Source organism: Pseudomonas sp. RIT-PI-AD (genome assembly GCF_025642785.1).
Classification (GTDB): domain Bacteria; phylum Pseudomonadota; class Gammaproteobacteria; order Pseudomonadales; family Pseudomonadaceae; genus Pseudomonas_T.
In genome coordinates, this window is record NZ_JANZKU010000013.1 from 90813 (window position 1) to 109616 (window position 18804).

Genomic DNA, 18804 nt, shown 5'->3' on the forward strand with positions numbered 1-18804 from the left:
CAAATATTAATCATCCGCCGAGGCCAGCTTGCTTTACGAGTAGTCCAAGCAGAGCCAAACCTACAAAACGCTAGCAAAAACCTGCAAAAAATAAAACTTATATTAATCAACCACCTTAACAAAGAAAGCCACCGCGAATCCTAGCGAAAAAAATGGAAACATTTCACGGTTCAATATAAGAACCAGCTCAAGCCTTTTAAAAAAACGCCGTATGAACAACTTTTCCAAAACCCCCATTGCCACCGCCATACCAACCGCAACAACTAAACCATAGGGAAACACTTTTAATTTGACCGCCCCCACTTTTGCTAAGAAAATTTCCAAAAAAAACCAGCCGCTTAAAAAGCCCAAAGCAATTAATGCCAATATAAATGCGCGACCATATACAGAAACTTTATCATTATCCGGATTTTCTCTCTGCACCCAGTAAAGGAAGGGAAATGAAAGAAGATAAAATGAAATCAACCAATCTCCTATAGGCTTTCTGTAAATTAGTGAAAATATCATAGGAGACAGGAGCAATCCTGCGAGCGCAATGTTTATCAAGCGTGCTTGCTGACGTTTCTTCATATATTACCCTCTGCAATCTCTCGATTCAAATAAGCCAAGAACATCGCAAGCAAAACACCAACCATGACAGCAAGTGCCGCACCCACTACTATACCTGCAGGATTCATAAAAAGCGCGCCTAGATACGCTGCAGCTTCCATCGCCACAAAAGTTATCGTCAAAGACGCCGCTATTTGCTTAGCTTTTTGCATTGGCGATAGCGAATCGTCGTTTAGAATATTTATGACACCCACCAAAAAGACTGCAGCACTAGCAACAAAAGCGATGTGTTTTATCCAGTAGGATCGCTGCAATTCATCCAACGGGCCGTTAACTGAGTTAGGATTCCTTAACTTTTGCGTCAACGCGTCAACTAGCCCAGCTAACCCGCCATTAATCACCTCTAGCTGCCCCCCATTCCCCTTTCCTTCTATAAGATAAGCCCCAGTACCCGTTTCAGGGTCAATGATCAAATAGCCAAAGCCATTCCAGCCATGCGCGGTGATAGCGCGTTCATGGATGGTGACTTCCTTATCGGCATCGATGGCGGCGCGAATTTCTGCAGCTACAGAGCTACTGATATTCAATTTAGATAATGTTGCATGAGCGTTTCGAGAGGTCAAAGTATAAATTTTCTGACCTTCCTGCACAGCGATGGCTAATGCTTTGACCGCACTAACCCCCTCCACACATGGAGCCAGTGCAGGATTCTGAACCTGATTTTCCATGTCACTGTAACGACATTTGCTACGGTCGATCCAGAATTGCTCGGGTGTGCTATGTTCAAAAGAGCTCGCGACTTGCCCACGGATGCGGTTATAGAGAATCCAGGTATTCCGATTGTTGTCTTTGCTCCAGCGGATTGAGCGCAGATGGCCGATATCCATATTCAGCCCTTTGAACTTCACGCCATTGATGATTGTACCCCATAGCTTATTGGGTTGCGCTTGGGCATGAAACAGACCAAAACTCATGCCAGGCAAGTCGATCATTCCAGCCGCTTCGCGTGATACTTCACCATTAGCTTCAACAGCAGCGAAATATCCCCAGAGCGTAGCGGTCAATGCGTCACCTGTTAATTGCTCACCACCAATCTCTTTCCATAGCTCCGGGCCGCCCAGAGCGGATTCAAGCTTTGACTTTGTATTTTTTATACGCCGGTTCAAATTTTCCAGTTGAGCTGCGGAGATACCCTGGATCGAGAGACCGAGAGCTGACTGTTGGCCGACAACCAATTGGTCAGTAGTTTCATCCCACTGACCAAGGTTAGAGTATCGAGTAAAGCCTCCGGCTCCGACCGGCTCCGCCCCTGTACGCATGGCCGGGCTCTCCGCTTTGACTTCTCCCTCAATACGTAATTGCGCCTTGAGCAAAATACTAGCCGGCAAGCCGCTAGGTATGTCCTCGACTTTAAGTGATTGACCGCTCTTGCCAACAGGTAATAATGCCTCAATAGCTTGCTCATTGGCCTCATCCGCAGCAACCCAGGCTATGGTGGCTTTCTTACCAGCAAGCATTACCGTAGGCATTTGAAAATCCAGAACGGGAGCGCCGTCCATCGCGCGCTCGCGGTCACTTTCGAAAATTTGATAACGAAATTTATGCCGAAAGTTTTCTGGGATTTCCGTATATCGTTCAGCCGTCACCTTTACGCTATAGGGCAGGGAGCCCGCAATGAAAGGAAGCGTACTAACACGAGTGTTTTTCTGACCCAACGCATTGACTACAAGAGACTTATTATTGTTTTGAGATTCCAGGTGGCTCTCCAGCTGACGCTGATAGGCTTTCAACTCAGCTTTGATGGCCGGATAGTCAAGGTTCTGGACCCAGCCCTCTTGCTCATTCACCACCGCACCGTTCCGGACGACTTGGGCAAACGAATTACCGTCGAAAGTAATGGCCTTGTCCAAGTCGACGCCTGGTACAAAATCGTATTGTTTAAAACTGGCGTCCATAGGTACCCAGGTATCTCCCTGGTTTTGTCCGCCAATATGCTTGGCCCCGCGGTGAGGCTGGTATTGCACGTAGGCCTCGACCCACACATGTTCCATACGGATCAGTGCGATCCTCCCGCCCGAGGTCACGCCGATATTCGGAATCCCCCCCTGCCCCAGTATTTGTTGAGCCGCTTCAGCGTTTTTAACCCCACCGACCCAGTTCATCACTTGCTCCGCGGGGATATCCACCGTGCCATAGACGTAACGCGCAGGCACACCTGCGCTCCGGAGCAAGGCAATCAACAGGCTGGCTTGGTCAAAGGCATTACCACTCTTTTTATCAAGAGTATCCTGGGCACCCTGGACGCTGCCGTAACTAGGGAAGAAGCGAATATTATCGTGCACCCACTGGTAGATCGTATGTGGATTCTTACCCAACTGCACGGCCAGAGCCTTGATCGCTTCGGTGTGGGGCGCGTCCAGAGTCTGCGCCAATTCTCCAGGAATGGCATTTTTTGCCATCGGCATTGGCACGGTGTTGATTGAGTTCTCAGCAGTCGCTTTTTGGACGTCCGCTCGTCCATTAGCCTCGGTCAACAATCGATTCAACGCTGCTGCGTCGGTCAAGGGAGCCCTCACCCGGTTTTGTTCGACTTGCCATGGAAGGTTGTTCAGGTCGACAGGAAGATGTGTCGGCTCAGCGATTTGTTCTTGGGCGAAGCGCTTCAACTCCGCTTTTCCAGACGCGGTATTCGCTGCCTTCAGGCGATCGCGAAGTGCTCGATGCTGCTCACGGAAACGGACTTCCAGCCGCTCCTGCTCATCGAATACAGCGGACGCCACCCCAGCTTCGCGCCACGTTGCCTTGAGTTGCTTCCATTCGGCCTCCATGTCCTGCTGCAATCGGTCCAGGCTTTCCACATCGCCAGGCCCTTCATGTTTTTGCGACCCCAGTTGGCGAACAGAAGGGTTGCCACCTGCCGACAGCCGATCCTTGAGTTGGGAAAGAAAAGCCCCGTAACGCTCGCCAGCGTCCGGGCTCACGGCAACTTCTTGGTTACGCTGATACTCCAGCGCCTGGGCCAAGGGCAAGCAGGTCATATTGGCGATGCTGAGTACCAGCAAAGCGGACACTTTCCGCAAAAACGGACTGTAGGCACGTCCAGCCGCAGCCTTGGAACGAGCGCGAGGCAGCATCGGCTGCGTTGATACGGACTCACGACTGAACCAACCCTGGGCATGAAATACCCCGCCCACCAGGGCACTCAAGAATGTCCGTTTCATCAGCGTGCGCCCTTGAAATCGTCAGAGATAGTGGAATTACGGCGTTGCGCCCAGAAGCCGATCGTCACCATCAGCAGTGCCAATGCGGCCAGGGCCCACTCACCCAGTGTCGGGATCGATGCGGGAGCGCCCGACGGCGTCCCTTGCACCAAGAAGGTCTGCACGCTCAATGCGCGCCAACTGCCGGCCTCTTCCACCAGCAAGGCAGCAATATAGGTATCGGCCTTCAATGATGTTGTGGCAATCCCCAGCGCCGGCCATTGCTTTTGCGCCCCAGCGGCGATATTCAAGGTCTCTTCCACCCGGCTGATTTCCTGGCTGTCGCTGTCGCGCACCAGCACTCGCGCCACCCGCAGGCTCGACAAGCTCATGCTGCCGTCATTACGCAATTGGTCGATGCGGTGCTGCGGATCACCGGGCTGAACGGTCGTATGCGCCAGATCGACAGAGCCTGACAGCGCATTTTGCAATGGGCCTCGCTGACGAACGACGTGGTACAACGCGCTCGCTTGGGCCAGTACCCGATTGCTCTCATCCACCAACACCGCCTCCACGCGATAACCGCCTAAGGAGGCATTACTCAATCGCTGCGGAATGTCGAATGGTAGGAGCCCGCCAGAAGCGATCTCAGTCAAAGCTTCGGTGTGACTGAACACTCGATTGTTGTCTGGATCATGCACATCAAGTATCAGCTGGGCACGGCTGATGGCACGATTGCTGGCCAAATTGCGCGTCAAGCTTTCCAGCTGGACCCGGTCGTCCGCGAGGTACTCGGCTCGATCGGTCGACAATCTTAGCGCTGCCGCTGGTTGCCCCGGCGCCACGGCCAAGATGCTGAAGTCAGCGTGGGCCTCGGCCACCCGTTGCTCAGTCTGATCGAGCAAACGTCCCACCACCCGATAGTTGCCTGCAGTCACCTGCCCGCTATTCCAGGCCTGGTACTGGCTGCTACTCAAGTTGGAACCCAGGGACCCAAGATCGCGCAGGGGGAAACTCGTCACTTCCTGATTCTGGGCGTCGACAACCGACAGATGCAGCCGCAGGTTCGCGGGGTACTGACCCAGGTTGCGCGCAATGGACTCGAAACGGATTGCCGTTTGGGGCAGGTAAGCCGCCTGGTCGCTCAGCAGGCTGAGGCTAGCCAATCGATTCGCCGCGGCGGGCGAGATGGACTGACTGTTGTTGGCACGATTGCACTCGGCGTTGATACGCGTTTCATCGAGTACCGCACGGACCGGTTCATCGCCGACCAGTTTCACCGAAGCCAGGCTCAGGTCACGGTATTCACCGGTTCTCAAGGCTGGCACAGGCACCTCACCCAGCAGTTGGCCCCCTTGGTAGAAGCGGACCTGGGTGTCGGTGGACAGGCTGCCCGCGTTGCCGACCCGTACGCTCAAGCGCACCGGTTGGCCAGCACCCTGGTCGAGCAATTGCAAGTTGCCCAGGGTCAGGTCGATCGACTGCACCGAATCACCCAGGGCGCGGGCCATGGCCGCAGCTACCTCACCCGAGGTATTGGCAACCGTAACCTTGCCACCGAGCCGGCCGTTGACCGGTTTGGGCCAGGCATTCTCTTCCAGTTCCGGCAGGGAGACACTGCCAACGCCGATCACGTCGATACGATCGACGCCGTTGGCCACCGTCAACGGCAGCTGAGCCTGCGTCGCGGCGATACCTTCCCAATAGCCGTCGCCTACCAGAATCAGGGTCTTGCTGGTGCCCTGGGTACCGAGTCGATTGAGGTACTCGGACAGTTTCAGGGCGCACTTGGGCCCCGAGCTGTAGCCACCCGAATTGCGTTTGGTTTTGAGGTCGCTGATCAAGCCAGGCAGCGTTGCCGGTTCGACCACTTGTGCCTGGTGCAGGGGGGTGAACTGCCGGTCGTTGCCGCCGTAGTACATTTCCCAGTCGGTGCCCAAGGTGAAACGCACCGAGCCGTCATGAGGAATGATATTGGGATTTTCCACCGCCTTGATCACACCGTCCATTTCAAGGTCGTATAGGTGAGCAACACTGCCGGAGGTGTCGATGCACACCGCTACGTCCTGTACCCCACCACCGCCTCCACTGCACGACACCGAGACGCGCAGGGTATTGTTGCCCTCAATGTTCTCGATGACTTCCAGACCACTGTCGATCGTCAGGTAGATAGGCGCATCGCGGAACGGCAGGCGTGCCTGTACGAGATCGAAGTCCAGGGCTTGTTCTTGCTGCTGCAACAAGCCATCGACACGCCTGACGGACAAGGCCTGATCGACGCCCTCGTCCCATAACTGGTTGCCGTTAGTATCTATGAAGGCCGTCACGTTGAAACCAGCGGCATCATAATTACTGTTGTTGCGCACCTGCACGGAGAGCCGGCCGTTGGCGATGAAGGTGTCGGGATCCATCACCAGACTAGAACGGTCGGGATTGGCGAGCATTAGGTCCGGCAAGGCCGCGTTGTAGCTCTTCTTCAGCTTGACGGTACCGAGGTTCTGCGACAGCCCTTTCTCCCGCACGAAGGGCAGTAGGGTCGTGTCGTAACCGGTCATGCGAATCAGCAGGCGCGCATCTTTTTCGGTCAAGTGCTCGAAGAGGAAGTCGCCCTTTTGCAGGCTGGCGGCATTCTGCTGGGCCACCACGGCCGAACCAGGAATGACCTCCTCGAGCAACAGATCGGCACCGGCAATCGGCTCTAGGGAATCGGCGTCTACCAGATTGCCGAATACCTCCCATTGTGCGGTTGCATCCTGCCAGTCCGGGGTAAGCGCCGCGTTGACCTCAAAGGTACCGGTCAAGGTGAACGCGTAGTCGAAGCGCTGGTAACCAGGGTGCTGGATATTCAGCGCCATGGCGCCTTGGGTGACGTCGGCGAAGGCATAGCGGCCTTTGGCATCAGTCACCATAGACGCCCCATGAGCGCCGCTGAGGGTCACGGGGACACCGGCCAGCGGTTGGCGACTGACCGCATCGATGACGTACCCGTACACGCCGGGCTGGGCGTTCTGTTCAGCCAGCAACTCTACGGGCAACTGGTAAGGCTGGCCGGGCTTGACGTCGAATGCGGCGAACACCGATTCGTAGCCAGGTGCATTGATCTGTACCCGCGTTTCGCCCAGGTTGAGTGCATCGACGGAGACCGCGCCGCCCGCATCTGTTCTCACGATCTGCTGATTGCTGCCGCTCAACACCACCTCAGCGCCCACGATCGGCTTGTTGGTCGCTCGGTCCAATACATTTACCGCGAGGCTGGCATTAGGCTGTAGCGCACTCTTGGCTTTGAGCCGCACTTCGAACAGGTTGGTCAGGTTGGCGCCGATGGTGATCGTAGTCGTGAATGTCTCGAAGCCGCCCTTTTCAAACGACACACTCCGGCTGCCGGCCAGGGCGCTACTGGCCAACTCGTATTCACCGCGGGCATCGGTCTGGGTCGACAGGCCAGCGGCGAGAACATTGACCGCTACTGCGGCCAGCGGCATTTGGGTCGCCTGATCAATGACTTTGCCACGTAAAACGGTCTGGTTGCCCTTGACCGCCTTGAGGACCACCGGTATAGCGATGTCTTGGTTCTCGTAGGCCTCGAAGGAGATCAGCACACGCTCATAACCCGATCTCTCGACTTCCAGGGTATTTTTCCCCAGCGCCAAGCCGGTGGTGTAGATGACTTGCCCTTGGGCGTTGGTGTAAGTCGAATAAGCATTGAGCTTGACGTTGGTGGACGCCAGTGGCGCGCCATTCATGGCCTCGGTCACTGTCACCGTGACACGACTGCCCCGGATGGGCGGAGTCGCCTTGAACAGCGGATCGAACGCCACTGCTTGTCCCGCGGGCGCACTCAGCTGCGCCGCAACTAAGGGATAACTGGAGTAACTGGCCTGAACATAGACGGGGCCAGCGGGAATACCTGCCAAGCGGTAGAAGCCGCTGGCATCAGTGCGAGTCTCCAAGGCGCCAACTTTGATCAAGGCACTGCTGGCAGGATAAGAATTGCCGCTGCTGTCGGTGTAACGCGCACTTCCCGAGAGCACCACATCGTTGCCGCCCCCTGAAATCAAGCGCAGGTCACCCAGCGCAAGGTGCTGTCCCCTCTGGATATTCAGGTTGGAATTGAGCGCGCGGTAACCCGTTGCAACGATCTGTACGTCCTCGGCACCGGGTTGTAGATGGGCGAATTCAAAGCTCCCATGCCCATCACTCAAGACTTGACGCTGAGCGCGTTGAAGAACGATACGCGCGCCTGTCACGGGCAAGCCTGAAGTGGCATCGATGATACGTCCGGCCAGGCTAGACAAGTCTGGATTGGGCGAGGGCTGACTGGCTTGGCCGAGCACTCGCAAGGCCAAGGCAGTCAAGTACGCATCGCTGGCCCAGCTCCCGTTGGCGGATTGATCCGACAGCAGACCACTGATCGCGGGCTGAACGCTGCTCACATCGGACAAGCTGGGCAATATCGCCAAAAGGGCCTGTGCGCTCCGCTCGGTACCGGACCACGTGCCGCTGGAGTTGCGTTGGGCAAGCAGCCATTGCCGCGCCTTCTCCAACGGAGCCTGCACTTGGCCCACCTGGCGATGACGCCATAGCGCATCGGTGGCAATAGCGGTGGCCAGCAGATCATCGCTATCGGTCGCCAATGACCAACGCCCGTCGGGGCTTTGGGCAGCCATTAGCCAGGTACGAGCTTTTTTCGCTGGATCACTATCGTTTTGCCTGGAGGCAGCCAACCCCTTGAGTGCCCAAGCGGTGTCCAACACGTTGCTGGCATAACCGGCGGCAGCGCCAAAACCACCGTCGACGTTTTGCAATGTCAATAGAGCAGCCAACACCAGACCGTCATCCAGCTGCGCATCCTGCCGAGCCAAAGCTCTACGTGCCAGCAATTCGGTGTATGACCCGGAGGATGCCTCTAGACGGGTTTGCAGGGAGGCAGGCAACGCCGCACCGAGAGAATTAAGGGTAGCGAGTGTTTCGCCATAGAGCTGGGGAGGCAGCGCCCGCGATTGCGCCTCATTGGCTATGGTGCCATCCGCCTGTACCTGGCCCCGTATCCAGGACAATCCCTTATCGGTGGCGACCTTTAAGGTTTGAGCGGACGACGAGATGGACCAAGACGTCGACACTATCAGCATCAGGCCACAGTACAAGGCACCAGGAGAAAACCTGCGCATCGGCGCTTGAAGAGCCATTACGGCTGAACAAAATCCCACAATATTGAATGAATAAAGAAAATGAAGAATGAAACGGAACTTTTTGGTCATCCCTGATGTCCGGCGCATAAAAGTACGCGCCTTATACACGTTTATTCAAACGCGACCGGGAACCAGTGCATGTCTTGACTAAAAAGCCGCTTTTTTGGGTAAAAGGAACTAAACATAGGACTATCCATCCCAAGCGCCCATTCGCCCTACCTTCCGTTGGATAATTCCGCCCAGATAGCCATGGGCCAGCAAAAGCATCGCACCTTGACGGCTCCCCAACCTAGACGCTGCGGATTACGAGGCCCGGGATGACACCCGGGCACAGGGCGCTCACGCGCGGCGAACCCCGCGGACCCGGTGGCAGTCTGAGTAGCAGCGAAGAACTGTCCCAGGGCCACTGTTATAGTGGCGCCCATTTTCCCAGGAGGTGCTCAATGCGCACAGCTAACCGCGTCGTCGGCGGCGTCCTCGCCGTTGCCCTGCTCACCCAACTCGCCGCTTGCGGCTCGCTGTTCTTCCCCGATCGGCGCGGGCAGATCGAAGGCCGGATCGATCCGCTGGTCGGCGGCCTGGATGCCATCGGCCTGCTGTTCTACGTGCTGCCCGGCCTGATCGCCTTCGCCGTCGACTTCACCACCGGCGCCATCTACCTGCCCGACGGCAAGTATTCGATGGCCCCGGAAACCCTGCACGACGCCATCGGCGCCGATGGCCGGGTGGACAACGCCAAGCTCAAGGCGATCATCCAGCAGGAAACCGGCCACAGCCTGCCGCTGGACGACCCACGCCTGATCCAGCACACCGGCAGCTCGCAGCAACTGGCCGCCTACGGCCTGCGCCCGGCGGCCTGATGCCCGCCCGGGGCGGCGCGGCATGAGCCTGACCAGCGATCCCGGCCGGCTGATGCGCCTGGCCACCCGCGCCGCGCTGGCGGTGGCGCTGGGCCTGGCGCTGGCGAAGGGCATCGCCTGGTGGATGAGCGGCTCGGTGAGCCTGCTGGCCGGGCTCACCGATTCGCTGCTGGATGGCGCCGCCTCCCTGCTCAACCTGCTGGCCGTGCATTACTCCCTGCGCCCGGCGGACCGCGACCACCGCTATGGCCACGGCAAGGCCGAGGCCATGGCCGGCCTGGGCCAGGCACTGTTCATCGGGGTGAGTGCGGTGTTGATCGCCATGCAGGCGGTGGATCGCCTGCTGCATCCGCAGCCGCTGGTGGCGGCCGGCGCGGGTATCGCGGTGATCCTGCTGTCGTTGCTGGCGACCGGCGCGCTGTTGCTGTTCCAGCGCCACGTAGTGCGGGCGACCGGCTCCACTGCGGTACGCGCCGACTCGCTGCACTATCGCTCCGACCTGCTGCTCAACGCCGGCATCCTGCTCGCGCTGTCGCTGGCCGGTTTCGGCTGGCCGCACACCGATGCCTTGTTCGGCCTGGGCATCGCCGGCTACATCCTCTACAGCGCCCTGTCGATCACCCGCGAGTCGTTCTCGGTGCTGATGGACCAGGAACTGCCCACCGACGTCAGCGACGCCATGCTCGCCCTGGCCCGCCAGGTGCCCGGCGTGCTCGGCGCCCACGACCTGCGCACGCGGATGTCCGGTAGCCACTGGTTCGTCCAGCTCCACCTGGAACTGCCGGACGAGATGCCGCTGTTGCAGGCCCACGCCCTCGGCGAACGCGCCGCCGCGGCGATCCGCGCCGCTTACCCGCGCGCGGAAGTCCTGGTACACGCCGATCCGCACGGGGCGGTGCGCCCGGAGCTCCGGGGCTGAGCGCGGCCCGCCCGCGGCGCCTTCAGTGCAGCGACACCAGGGGCGCGTCGGTGGCCGCCGCGCCCTGGCGACCGTAGACCAGGGCGGTGAGCAGGCCCACCGCCCCCATCACCACGCAATAGCCCACGCAGACCCAAGGGCTCCAGGGCATCAGGGCGATCAGCGCCAGCGGCGTGGTGCTCGCCCAGAGCGCGTAGGCGATGTTGTAGGTGAAGGAAATCCCCGAAACGCGCATCTCCGCCGGGAACAGGCCGACCATCACCGAGGGCACCACCCCGACCACGCCACAGGCCAGGCCGGCGACCGCATAGGCGATCCCGAGCCAGGCCGATTCGGCGATCAGGCTGGCGTAGAGCACGGCCACGCCCGGCGCCAGCAACAGGCTGTAGAGCGCCACCGCGCGCCAGGCGCCGATGCGGTCGGCGATATGCCCGGCGATCACGCAGCCGATGTTCAGGAAGACGATGCCCAGGGCACTGAGGCGGAAGGCGCGCTCGGCCGGCAGGCCGAAGCGCTGCTGCATCACCGTGGGCGTCACCACCACCAGCACCACCACCGCCGAGGTCAGCACGCAGGTGAGCAAGGCCGCCGGCAACAGACGGTGACGATGGGCGCGGAGCACCGCCCGCAGGGGGAATTCGGCGACCGCTTCGCGACGGTCGCGCAGGGCGATGAATACCGGGGTTTCGTTCAGCCAGCGGCGCAACCAGACACCGACCACCCCGAACACACCGCCCAGCAGGAAGGGGATGCGCCAGGCATAGTCGAGGATTTCCGCCGGGCTGAACAGGCGCGACAGCAGGGTCGCGGTGAGCGCGCCCAGCAGGTAGCCGAAGGTCAGCCCGGCCTGCAGGACGCCCAGGGCGTAGCCGCGGTGACCGGCCGGCGCGTGCTCGGCGACGAACACCCAGGCGCTGGGCACCTCGCCACCCACCGCCGCGCCTTGCAGGATACGCATGGCCAGCAGCGCCAGCGGCGCCAGGTAGCCGATCTGCGCGTAGGTAGGCATCAGGCCGATCAGTAGGCAGGGCAGCGCCATCAGCAGGATGCTCAGGCTGAACACCCGCTTGCGTCCAAGGCGATCGGCGAAGTGCGCCATGAAGATGCCGCCCAGGGGACGGGCGAGGTAACCGGTGACGAAGATGCCGAAGCTCTGCAACAGGCGCAGCCATTCCGGCATTTCCGGTGGGAAGAACAACTTGCTCAGGGTCAGGGCGAAGAACACGAAGATGATGAAATCGTAGATTTCCAGTGCGCCGCCCAGCGCCGCCAGCCCCAGGGTCTTGTGATCGTCCAGCGCCAGACGGACAGGTCGCGATCGAGTATTTGCAGTCATAAAAGAACCCTAAGCACTCATGGATCGAAGAGTGTGCGCCCGCACGCCACGCATTCGCGGCATGGAACCCTTTCCGCGTACTTGCAAGTTGCTCCTAAACGCGGCCTGGCAGAATAACAAAGGAAAATGCGACGTGTAGGCCGGACGCCTTGGAACAGCCATCTGGGTTGCTTTTTAGTGAAAATCTGTACATTGAGTTTTGTTTGCCAAGGCGAATAATTGGGCCCCTCTCCAAACTCAGGGTTGAGCGCATCATGGAAGAACTTCAAGGCTGTTTCGACGATTTTCGCCATTCCGACGTCGAGGCGATCGCCACCGTCCGCGGTCATGTCCTGCAAGCATTGCAACAGCACCTTCTGCAACGCGGCTTCAAACAGTTGATGCCGATTCTGATGTCGCCCATCACCGATCCGTTGAATCACGCGGTATATCCCGCGGAAATCCACTATGAAGAGCGGCGCCTGAAACTCACCGCCAGCATGATCTTCCATAAACAACTGGCATTGACCGCAAAAGGCCATGAGCGGATTTTTATCGTCGCTCCGAACATTCGCCTGGAAAAAGCCGAGATCAAGGATTCGGAGAACCACTTGCTGGAATTCTCCCAATTCGACTTCGAAGTACGCGACGGCACCATGCATGAAGTCATGGCCCTGATCGAAGGCCTGGTGAAGCACGTGTTCGCCACCGTCGAGCGCGATTGCGCCGCCGAGCTCCAGCAATTGGGCCGCACCCTGCCGCGCTACGACGAGGCCTTCCCGATCTACAGCTCGGACGAGCTGCGCGCCGAGCACGGCGACGACTTCGAGAAGATCATGTCGGCGCAGGCACGCACGCCCTTCTTCGTGACCAACTACCGCCGCGAGTTCTACGACCGTGAGACCCCCGGCCTGCGCGGCGCCTACAACAACTACGACCTGATCTATCCCGAGGGCTACGGCGAGGCGCTGTCGGGGGCGGAGCGGGAATTCGAGTACCAGCAGATCCTCTACCGCATGGACGAGCTGTCGATGGACAAGGCGCCCTTCGCCAACTACCTCGAAGTCGCCCGCCGCGGCCTGCTGCCGGCCAGCGCCGGCGGCGGCCTGGGCATCGAGCGCCTGCTCAAGTTCATCTGCGGCAAACGCCGGATCCGCGACGTCTCCCTGTTCGACCGCAGCGTCGGCACCTCCTTCCTGTTCTGATCGGCCACCCCGTGCCTCTGCCGCGTACCTGCGCGGCGGACGCGCGCCGGAGATATCGCCATGGCAGCCCCCCTGCGCATCCACTGGTGCTCGCCGCTGGACAGCGGCCAGCAGAAAGCATCGGAAAAGTACAACACCGGCGCGCTCGACTTCGCCGGCATCGTCGATTTCGCTCAGGAAGCCGAGGCCCTGGGCATCGATTCGCTGCTGATGGGCATCAGCTACCACATGCCCGACCCGCTGCCGATGATCGGCGCCCTGGTGCGCGAGACCGAGCGGGTCAACTTCATCCTCGCCTACCGCCCCGGCCTGTTGCCGCCCACGCTGTTCACCCAGATCGTCAACACGATTTCCTGGATGTCCGACAAGCGCATCGCGCTGAATCTAGTGGCCGGCATCTCGCCGGACGAGCAGGCCTACTACGGCGATTTCGTTGGCCATGACGGTCGCTACGAACGCACCTCCGAGTTCCTCGACATCCTCCATCGCTTCTGGAAAGGCGAAACGCCGCTGACCCACCACGGTGAGCATTACCGCATCGAGCAGGCGCAACTCGGCCTGCCGTTCAAAGACGGCGGCCGGCCGCGCATCTACCTGAGCGGCGCCTCCGAGATCGCCCAGCGCATCGCCGTGCAGCACAGCGATTGCTGGCTGCGCTACGGCGACACCCCCGAAGGCATCGCCGCCGCCAGCGCCCCGGTGCTCGAAGGCGGCTGCGCGGTGGGCATCCGCATGCACATCCTCGCCCGCGAGACCCGCGAGGAAGCGCTGGCGGACGTCGAGGCGATGATGGAGAACCCGGACGAACAGCACCGCGAGTGGGTGCGCCAGTTCGTCGGCCGCTGCGACTCGGAGGCGGTGAAGACCTCCTTCCGCCTCGCCGACAAGGCCGAGCACGACTGGCTGTCGCCGATGCTCTGGTCCGGCGCGGTGGCCTATCGCGGCGGCCCGGCGCTCTGCGTGGTGGGCAACTATCAGGAAGTCGCCGACTACCTGTTCGCCTACAAGAAGGCCGGGGTCAGCGAGTTCATTTTCTCCGGCTGGCCGACCCGCGACGAAATGCGCCGCTTCTGCCAGCACGTGCTGCCGCGCCTGCGCGCCCTGGAAGCCGCCGAACATGGCTGACGCGCGGGTGTTGCGGCGCTTCGGCGCCGGCCTGCTGTGCGCCCTGCTGGCGGAACAGACGGTGCTGTTCGCGGTACCCCTGATGATCTTCCAGAGCAGCGGCAACGTCAGTTATTCCGGCGTGGCCTTCGCCCTGGAGTGGTTGCCCGCCCTGCTCGCCTATCCCTTCGCCGGGCTGCTCGCCGACCGTTTCGGCGGGCGCCTGTTGTTCCGCCGGGCGAACGCCGCCCGCGCCGCCTGTCTGGCGCTGACCCTGGGAGTCAGCCTGTGGCGCCCGGAATGGACGGTCTACGCGCTGATCGTCAACGCGGTGCTGCTGTCGCTGCTGATGGCGCCGGTGCGCATGGCGGTGGAGAAGAGCGTGCCGCTGATCGCCGGCGCGCAACTGGCGCGCTGCCAGTCCCTGGTGCAGAACATGGAGTTGCTGGCGATGGCCCTGGGCCCGGCGCTGGCGGCCCTGCTCGCGGTGTACACCGGCAAGCTGGCGCTGCTGGGCTTCGCCCTGCTCGCCTTCGCCTCGGCCGCGCTGTGCTGGCGCGGCCTGCCCAACGCACCCTCGACCAGCCGGGCCGCCGGCGTGCTGCACGACCTCGCCCTGGGCTGGCGCCTGCTGCTGGACAACCCGCCGGTGCTGAGCCTGGCGCTGCTCAATTTCACCATCAACCTGGCCTTCGCCGCGGTACTCAGCGCCAACGCCTTCATGATCACCGGCCTGTTCGGCGCCGCCGACGGCGCCTTCGGCCTGATGAACGCCGGTGCCGGCGCCCTCGGCCTGCTGAATTTCATCCTGGTCCCGCGCCTGCTCGCCTGGATGTCGATCTATCGCCTCGGCGCGCTGGGTTTCGGCCTGCTGTGCCTGGGCCTGATCAGCATGGGGCTGGCCAGCGGCGTACTGGCGTATGCGCTGAGTTTCCTGCTGGCGATGGGCGGCGGCGCGCTGTTCAACGTGTTCAACCGCACCCAGCGGATCAAGGCCATCGCCCCGGATCACCTGGGCAAGGTGATGGGCCCCTTCTACCTGGTCAACCTGCTCTCCTATCCGCTCGGCGGCCTGCTCACCGCCAGCATCGGCCACCGCTACGGCGTGCAGCCGCTGGTGCTGAGCCTGGCGCTGTTGCTCACGGTGCCCGGCGCCCTGTTGTTCTGCCTGACCACCCGACGCTTCCGCGTCGCGTTGGATCGTCCTTCCCCGGCTATGGAGATTCCGCAATGACGGTAACGCCCCAGTGTGTGATCGCGACGGTCGAATCCGACTCGCACATGTGGAACCTGGTCTACCTGCAGCTCTGGCTGGCGGAGCACGGCTTCGCGGTGAAGAACCTCGGCAGTTGCACCCCGGTGGACGACGTGCTCGCCGCCCTCGACCGCGGCCGTCCGAACCTGCTGGTGATCAGCAGCGTCAACGGCCACGGCTACGCCCAGGGCAAGGCGCTGATCCGCCAGGTACGCCGACTGCACCCCGACCTGCCCTGCGTGATCGGCGGCAAGCTCACCACCTCCGAGGAAGGCACCCTGGCGGTGCAGCAGGAACTGGTCGCCGCGGGCTTCACCGAGGTGTTCGTCGGGCCCGACGCCATCGAAGCCTTCGGCCGCTTCCTCGACACCCTGCGCGGGGCCCAGGCGCACCCCGCGCTCACCGTCGCCACCGCCCAGACCTGGGGCTGAGCTTCCGCTCGCTCCTCCCCCCTTCGCAAAGGATCGCCTCGATGCATATCGTCATCGTCAATCGCTGGCCGCGCTTCCATGACGGACGCCGCTGGGACAACGAACTGACCCGCTACGAAGACTTCATCGACCACGACCGCCACCGCGTCAGCTACGTGGTCGACGGCCCGGGCGCCGACGGCGTGCTCGCCGCACCGGACCGCATCGCCCATCGGGTGCAAGTCGACGACGTCAACCGCTTCGAGTCGCTGCGCGACGCGGTGGCCGAGATCGTCGAGCGGGTCGGCCCGGTGGATCGCCTGGTCGCGCTGTCGGAATTCACCCTGGAGATCGCCGCGCGGGTCCGTGAGGCGCTGGACATCCCCGGCCATGGCCCGGCGGAGGTGGCGGTCTACCGCGACAAGGCGCGGATGAAGGAAGTGCTCCAGGAACACGGCATCCCGGTGCCGCGCTTCGCCCGCTGCACCTCCGCCGAACAGGGGCTGCGCTTCGCCGAGGAGGTGGGCTACCCGTTGATCGTCAAGCCGGTGGACGGCGCGGCGAGCATCGGCGTGGTGAAGGTGGAAGACGCCGAGGCCCTGGCCCGCCTGCTCGGCGAAGTGGACCTGGCGCGCTACGAAATCGAAGCCTTCATCGAGGGGCAGGTCTACCACATCGATGGTTTCACCGACGCCGAGGGCGAGGTGCCCTTCCAGGTGGTGTCGCGCTACCTGAACAGTTGCCTGGACTTCGCCCGCGCCGAACCCCTGGGCTCGGTGATGCTCCAGGCTTCGCCGCTGCGCGAGCGCATCGAGGCCTTCAGCGAGCGGTGCCTGCGCGCGCTGGCGCTGTGCAATACCGCCTTCCACCTGGAAATCTTCCTGCGCCCGGACGGCTCGCCGGTGTTCCTGGAGATCGGCGCGCGGGTCGGCGGCAGCGAGGTGCCGCACCTGCTGAACAAGGTGTTCGGGGTCAACCTCTACGAACACTGGCTGCGCCGCCTGGCCGGGGAAAACCCGCCGCTGCCGCAACGCCAGGGCGACCCCAGCGGCGGCTGGCTGGTGATCCCGAAACCCGCCCGGTTGCCCTGCCGGGTGCTGGAAGCGCAGTCCCTGCGCGGGCGCCTGCCGACCCTGTGGCGCGAACTGCTGCCGTTGCCCGGGGAGGTCCTCGAGGCCGGCGGCAGCTACGACGCCCTGCACAGCGGGCGTTTCATCTTCGTCGGCGACGAAGCCGACGTCGAACGGGACATCCGCCACGCCATGCACAGCTTCCATTTCAGGGCCGAACCGCTATGAACCTCGCTGCCCCCTCGCCGGCCCGCGCGCCGGATGCCGCACTGCTGGACAGCCTGCGCGCCTACTTCAAACCGGTCGAACTGGACGCCCTGGAGATCCTCGGCGAACGCCTGCTGGCCGCCGCCGGCGGGCTGGAACGCCTGGCCGACTACAAGCTGATGGTGGCCTACGGCGGCGGCAAGGACAGTTCCTACACCGTCGCTTTCATGCGCGCCGTGCAACTGCACCTGGCCGAACGCCACGGCCGCACCTTCCGCCTGCGCATCGCCAACATGCGCCACGCCGGGGTGCCCGACGCGGTGATGGCGAACATCGACCGGGTCTACCGCGCGCTGGCCCTGTACCACGACCCGCGGGTGGAGATGCTGGTGGTGGATCATCGCGAGATCCGCCCGTTCGAGCGTCACCTGCCGTTCCCCGAGGCGGTGCGCGCGATGAACCGCTTCGACGTGCTGATGAACGGCCATCGCACCGCCGGCGATGGCCGGCCGACCTTCTGCAACAGCTGCAACCTGGCGGTAGCCGACTTCTACGGGCGCGCCGCCTGGTGGCAGGGCGGAGTCGACGCGGTGGTCACCGGCGATTCGCGCAAGGAGCAGAAGCACTATTTCACCTGGATCATGCGCCTGGCCCAACGCCTCGGCCTGGACGTCGAGGACTGCCGGCGCCAGGGCTTCCGCGGCCTGCTGCAAGCCCTCGACGGCGTGGCGCAGAGCTACTTCGTCGAACTGTTCGGCGAGGGCTTCGCCGTCGAACGGGCGGAACGCCGCGTCGCCTGCGGCAGCGAGGTCGCCGACCCGGACTTCGTCAGCATCTACGACCTGGTCAGCTATCGGGTCGAGGACCACTGGGAGCTGCTCACCGAGTTCCTCGGCTTCCGCTTCGAGGAACTGGCCTTCAGCTTCACCGAGTCGGATTGCGCCAACCCCATGTTGATGGCGCATTTCCGCGGCCTCAAGGCGCAATACGTGCAGGGCCGGCACTACCACGAGGGCATCCGCGAGTACCTGGAGCTGGCCCTGGCGCTGATGCGCAAGAAGGAAATCCCCCAGCGCCTGATCGACCTGGCGATGGCCGCCTACTCCAGCCCGGCCGGGATCGAGGCGCGCCGCGCCCTGGCCGCAGGCTTCGCCGAAGAGGCCTTCGGCCTGGACGAGATGCAACTGGCCTGCATGCAGTTCGCCCCCTTCGTCGACGCCGGACGCGAACTGTCCGCGTTCCTCGCCGCCTGCCATCCGCAGCGCCTGGCCGACCTGGCGGACCTGCATGCCCTGCTCGCCGGTGCCGACGACCACCCGGCGGCCGCCGCCTGGCTGGCGGACGTCAGCGGGCTGCCGCTGGAGGCCCTGCGCAGCCTGTATGCCCATGAGCGGATCGACTTCGACAGCGACGCCACGCTGATCGCCCGGGTACGCGCCGGCGACCCGCACAAGGGCCGCATCGCCCGCTACGACCCCCGCACCGGCGAAACCCTGGTGGAAATGGTCTCGGGGCGCTAGG

12 protein-coding genes are annotated in these 18804 nt (G+C 62.0%); 8 read left to right on the forward strand and 4 right to left on the reverse strand.

Annotated features, from left to right (window positions below; genetic code table 11):
- Nucleotides 1-102: 102 nt before the first annotated feature.
- From OGL92_RS13310 to OGL92_RS13320, 3 genes are read right to left on the reverse strand one after another with little or no spacing between them, the layout of a single operon-like run.
- Nucleotides 103-570: a hypothetical protein gene (locus OGL92_RS13310; protein ID WP_263144145.1), complete on the reverse strand. Its 468-nt coding sequence runs from the start codon at nucleotides 568-570 to the stop codon at nucleotides 103-105.
- The gene (locus OGL92_RS13315) at nucleotides 567-3770 is read right to left on the reverse strand and encodes a transglutaminase-like domain-containing protein (protein WP_263144146.1); all 3204 of its coding nucleotides are present in this window, start codon (nucleotides 3768-3770) and stop codon (nucleotides 567-569) included. Before OGL92_RS13315 ends, OGL92_RS13310 begins: the two co-directional genes overlap by 4 nt.
- Nucleotides 3770-9007 carry an IPTL-CTERM sorting domain-containing protein gene (locus tag OGL92_RS13320; protein ID WP_263144147.1) on the reverse strand — a complete coding sequence of 1746 codons (5238 nt, stop codon included), beginning with the start codon at nucleotides 9005-9007 and terminating at the stop codon, nucleotides 3770-3772. Before OGL92_RS13320 ends, OGL92_RS13315 begins: the two co-directional genes overlap by 1 nt.
- 374 nt (nucleotides 9008-9381) lie before the next feature.
- Here OGL92_RS13320 and OGL92_RS13325 point away from each other — a divergent pair, with 374 nt between their 5' ends.
- Nucleotides 9382-9798 (forward strand): polyribonucleotide nucleotidyltransferase, encoded by a 417-nt coding sequence (locus OGL92_RS13325; protein WP_263144149.1) that lies wholly within the window; start codon nucleotides 9382-9384, stop codon nucleotides 9796-9798.
- Between the two features lie 22 nt (nucleotides 9799-9820).
- Nucleotides 9821-10717, forward strand: coding sequence for a cation diffusion facilitator family transporter (locus OGL92_RS13330; RefSeq protein ID WP_263144151.1), 897 nt, complete (start codon nucleotides 9821-9823; stop codon nucleotides 10715-10717).
- Between the two features lie 22 nt (nucleotides 10718-10739).
- Here the strand turns inward: OGL92_RS13330 and OGL92_RS13335 are convergent, their stop codons facing one another.
- Nucleotides 10740-12053 (reverse strand): MFS transporter, encoded by a 1314-nt coding sequence (locus tag OGL92_RS13335; protein ID WP_263144153.1) that lies wholly within the window; start codon nucleotides 12051-12053, stop codon nucleotides 10740-10742.
- A gap of 254 nt (nucleotides 12054-12307) precedes the next feature.
- Here OGL92_RS13335 and OGL92_RS13340 point away from each other — a divergent pair, with 254 nt between their 5' ends.
- Genes OGL92_RS13340 through OGL92_RS13365 form a run of 6 tightly spaced genes read left to right on the forward strand, consistent with a single transcriptional unit; the run spans nucleotide 12308 to nucleotide 18803 of the window.
- On the forward strand, nucleotides 12308-13237 hold the full coding sequence (locus OGL92_RS13340; protein WP_263144155.1) for an asparagine synthetase A: 930 nt from the start codon (nucleotides 12308-12310) through the stop codon (nucleotides 13235-13237).
- A 60-nt stretch (nucleotides 13238-13297) separates the two neighbouring features.
- Entirely contained in the window at nucleotides 13298-14362 is a 1065-nt protein-coding gene (locus tag OGL92_RS13345; protein WP_263144156.1) for an LLM class flavin-dependent oxidoreductase, read from the forward strand.
- A complete protein-coding gene (locus OGL92_RS13350) occupies nucleotides 14355-15575 on the forward strand; it encodes an MFS transporter (protein ID WP_263144158.1) in 1221 nt (406 codons plus the stop codon). The genes OGL92_RS13345 and OGL92_RS13350 overlap by 8 nt, the downstream gene beginning before the upstream one ends.
- Complete coding sequence (locus OGL92_RS13355) at nucleotides 15572-16027, forward strand: cobalamin-dependent protein (RefSeq protein ID WP_263144160.1); 456 nt, start codon at nucleotides 15572-15574, stop codon at nucleotides 16025-16027. The genes OGL92_RS13350 and OGL92_RS13355 overlap by 4 nt, the downstream gene beginning before the upstream one ends.
- Before the next feature lie 41 nt (nucleotides 16028-16068).
- The gene (locus tag OGL92_RS13360) at nucleotides 16069-17304 is read left to right on the forward strand and encodes an ATP-grasp domain-containing protein (protein ID WP_263144161.1); all 1236 of its coding nucleotides are present in this window, start codon (nucleotides 16069-16071) and stop codon (nucleotides 17302-17304) included.
- Entirely contained in the window at nucleotides 17301-18803 is a 1503-nt protein-coding gene (locus tag OGL92_RS13365) for a hypothetical protein (protein WP_263144162.1), read from the forward strand. The genes OGL92_RS13360 and OGL92_RS13365 overlap by 4 nt, the downstream gene beginning before the upstream one ends.
- Nucleotide 18804 lies beyond the last annotated feature (1 nt).

Bases quoted from the DNA above. Each gene is read 5' to 3' on its own strand.
- OGL92_RS13330 (WP_263144151.1), top strand. From the start codon at position 9,821: ATGAGCCTGACCAGCGATCCCGGCCGGCTGATGCGCCTGGCCACCCGC.
- OGL92_RS13320 (WP_263144147.1), bottom strand. From the start codon at position 9,007: ATGACCAAAAAGTTCCGTTTCATTCTTCATTTTCTTTATTCATTCAAT.
- OGL92_RS13315 (WP_263144146.1), bottom strand. From the start codon at position 3,770: ATGAAACGGACATTCTTGAGTGCCCTGGTGGGCGGGGTATTTCATGCC.
- OGL92_RS13310 (WP_263144145.1), bottom strand. From the start codon at position 570: ATGAAGAAACGTCAGCAAGCACGCTTGATAAACATTGCGCTCGCAGGA.
- OGL92_RS13325 (WP_263144149.1), top strand. From the start codon at position 9,382: ATGCGCACAGCTAACCGCGTCGTCGGCGGCGTCCTCGCCGTTGCCCTG.
- OGL92_RS13340 (WP_263144155.1), top strand. From the start codon at position 12,308: ATGGAAGAACTTCAAGGCTGTTTCGACGATTTTCGCCATTCCGACGTC.
- OGL92_RS13335 (WP_263144153.1), bottom strand. From the start codon at position 12,053: ATGACTGCAAATACTCGATCGCGACCTGTCCGTCTGGCGCTGGACGAT.
- OGL92_RS13360 (WP_263144161.1), top strand. From the start codon at position 16,069: ATGCATATCGTCATCGTCAATCGCTGGCCGCGCTTCCATGACGGACGC.
- OGL92_RS13365 (WP_263144162.1), top strand. From the start codon at position 17,301: ATGAACCTCGCTGCCCCCTCGCCGGCCCGCGCGCCGGATGCCGCACTG.
- OGL92_RS13345 (WP_263144156.1), top strand. From the start codon at position 13,298: ATGGCAGCCCCCCTGCGCATCCACTGGTGCTCGCCGCTGGACAGCGGC.
- OGL92_RS13355 (WP_263144160.1), top strand. From the start codon at position 15,572: ATGACGGTAACGCCCCAGTGTGTGATCGCGACGGTCGAATCCGACTCG.
- OGL92_RS13350 (WP_263144158.1), top strand. From the start codon at position 14,355: ATGGCTGACGCGCGGGTGTTGCGGCGCTTCGGCGCCGGCCTGCTGTGC.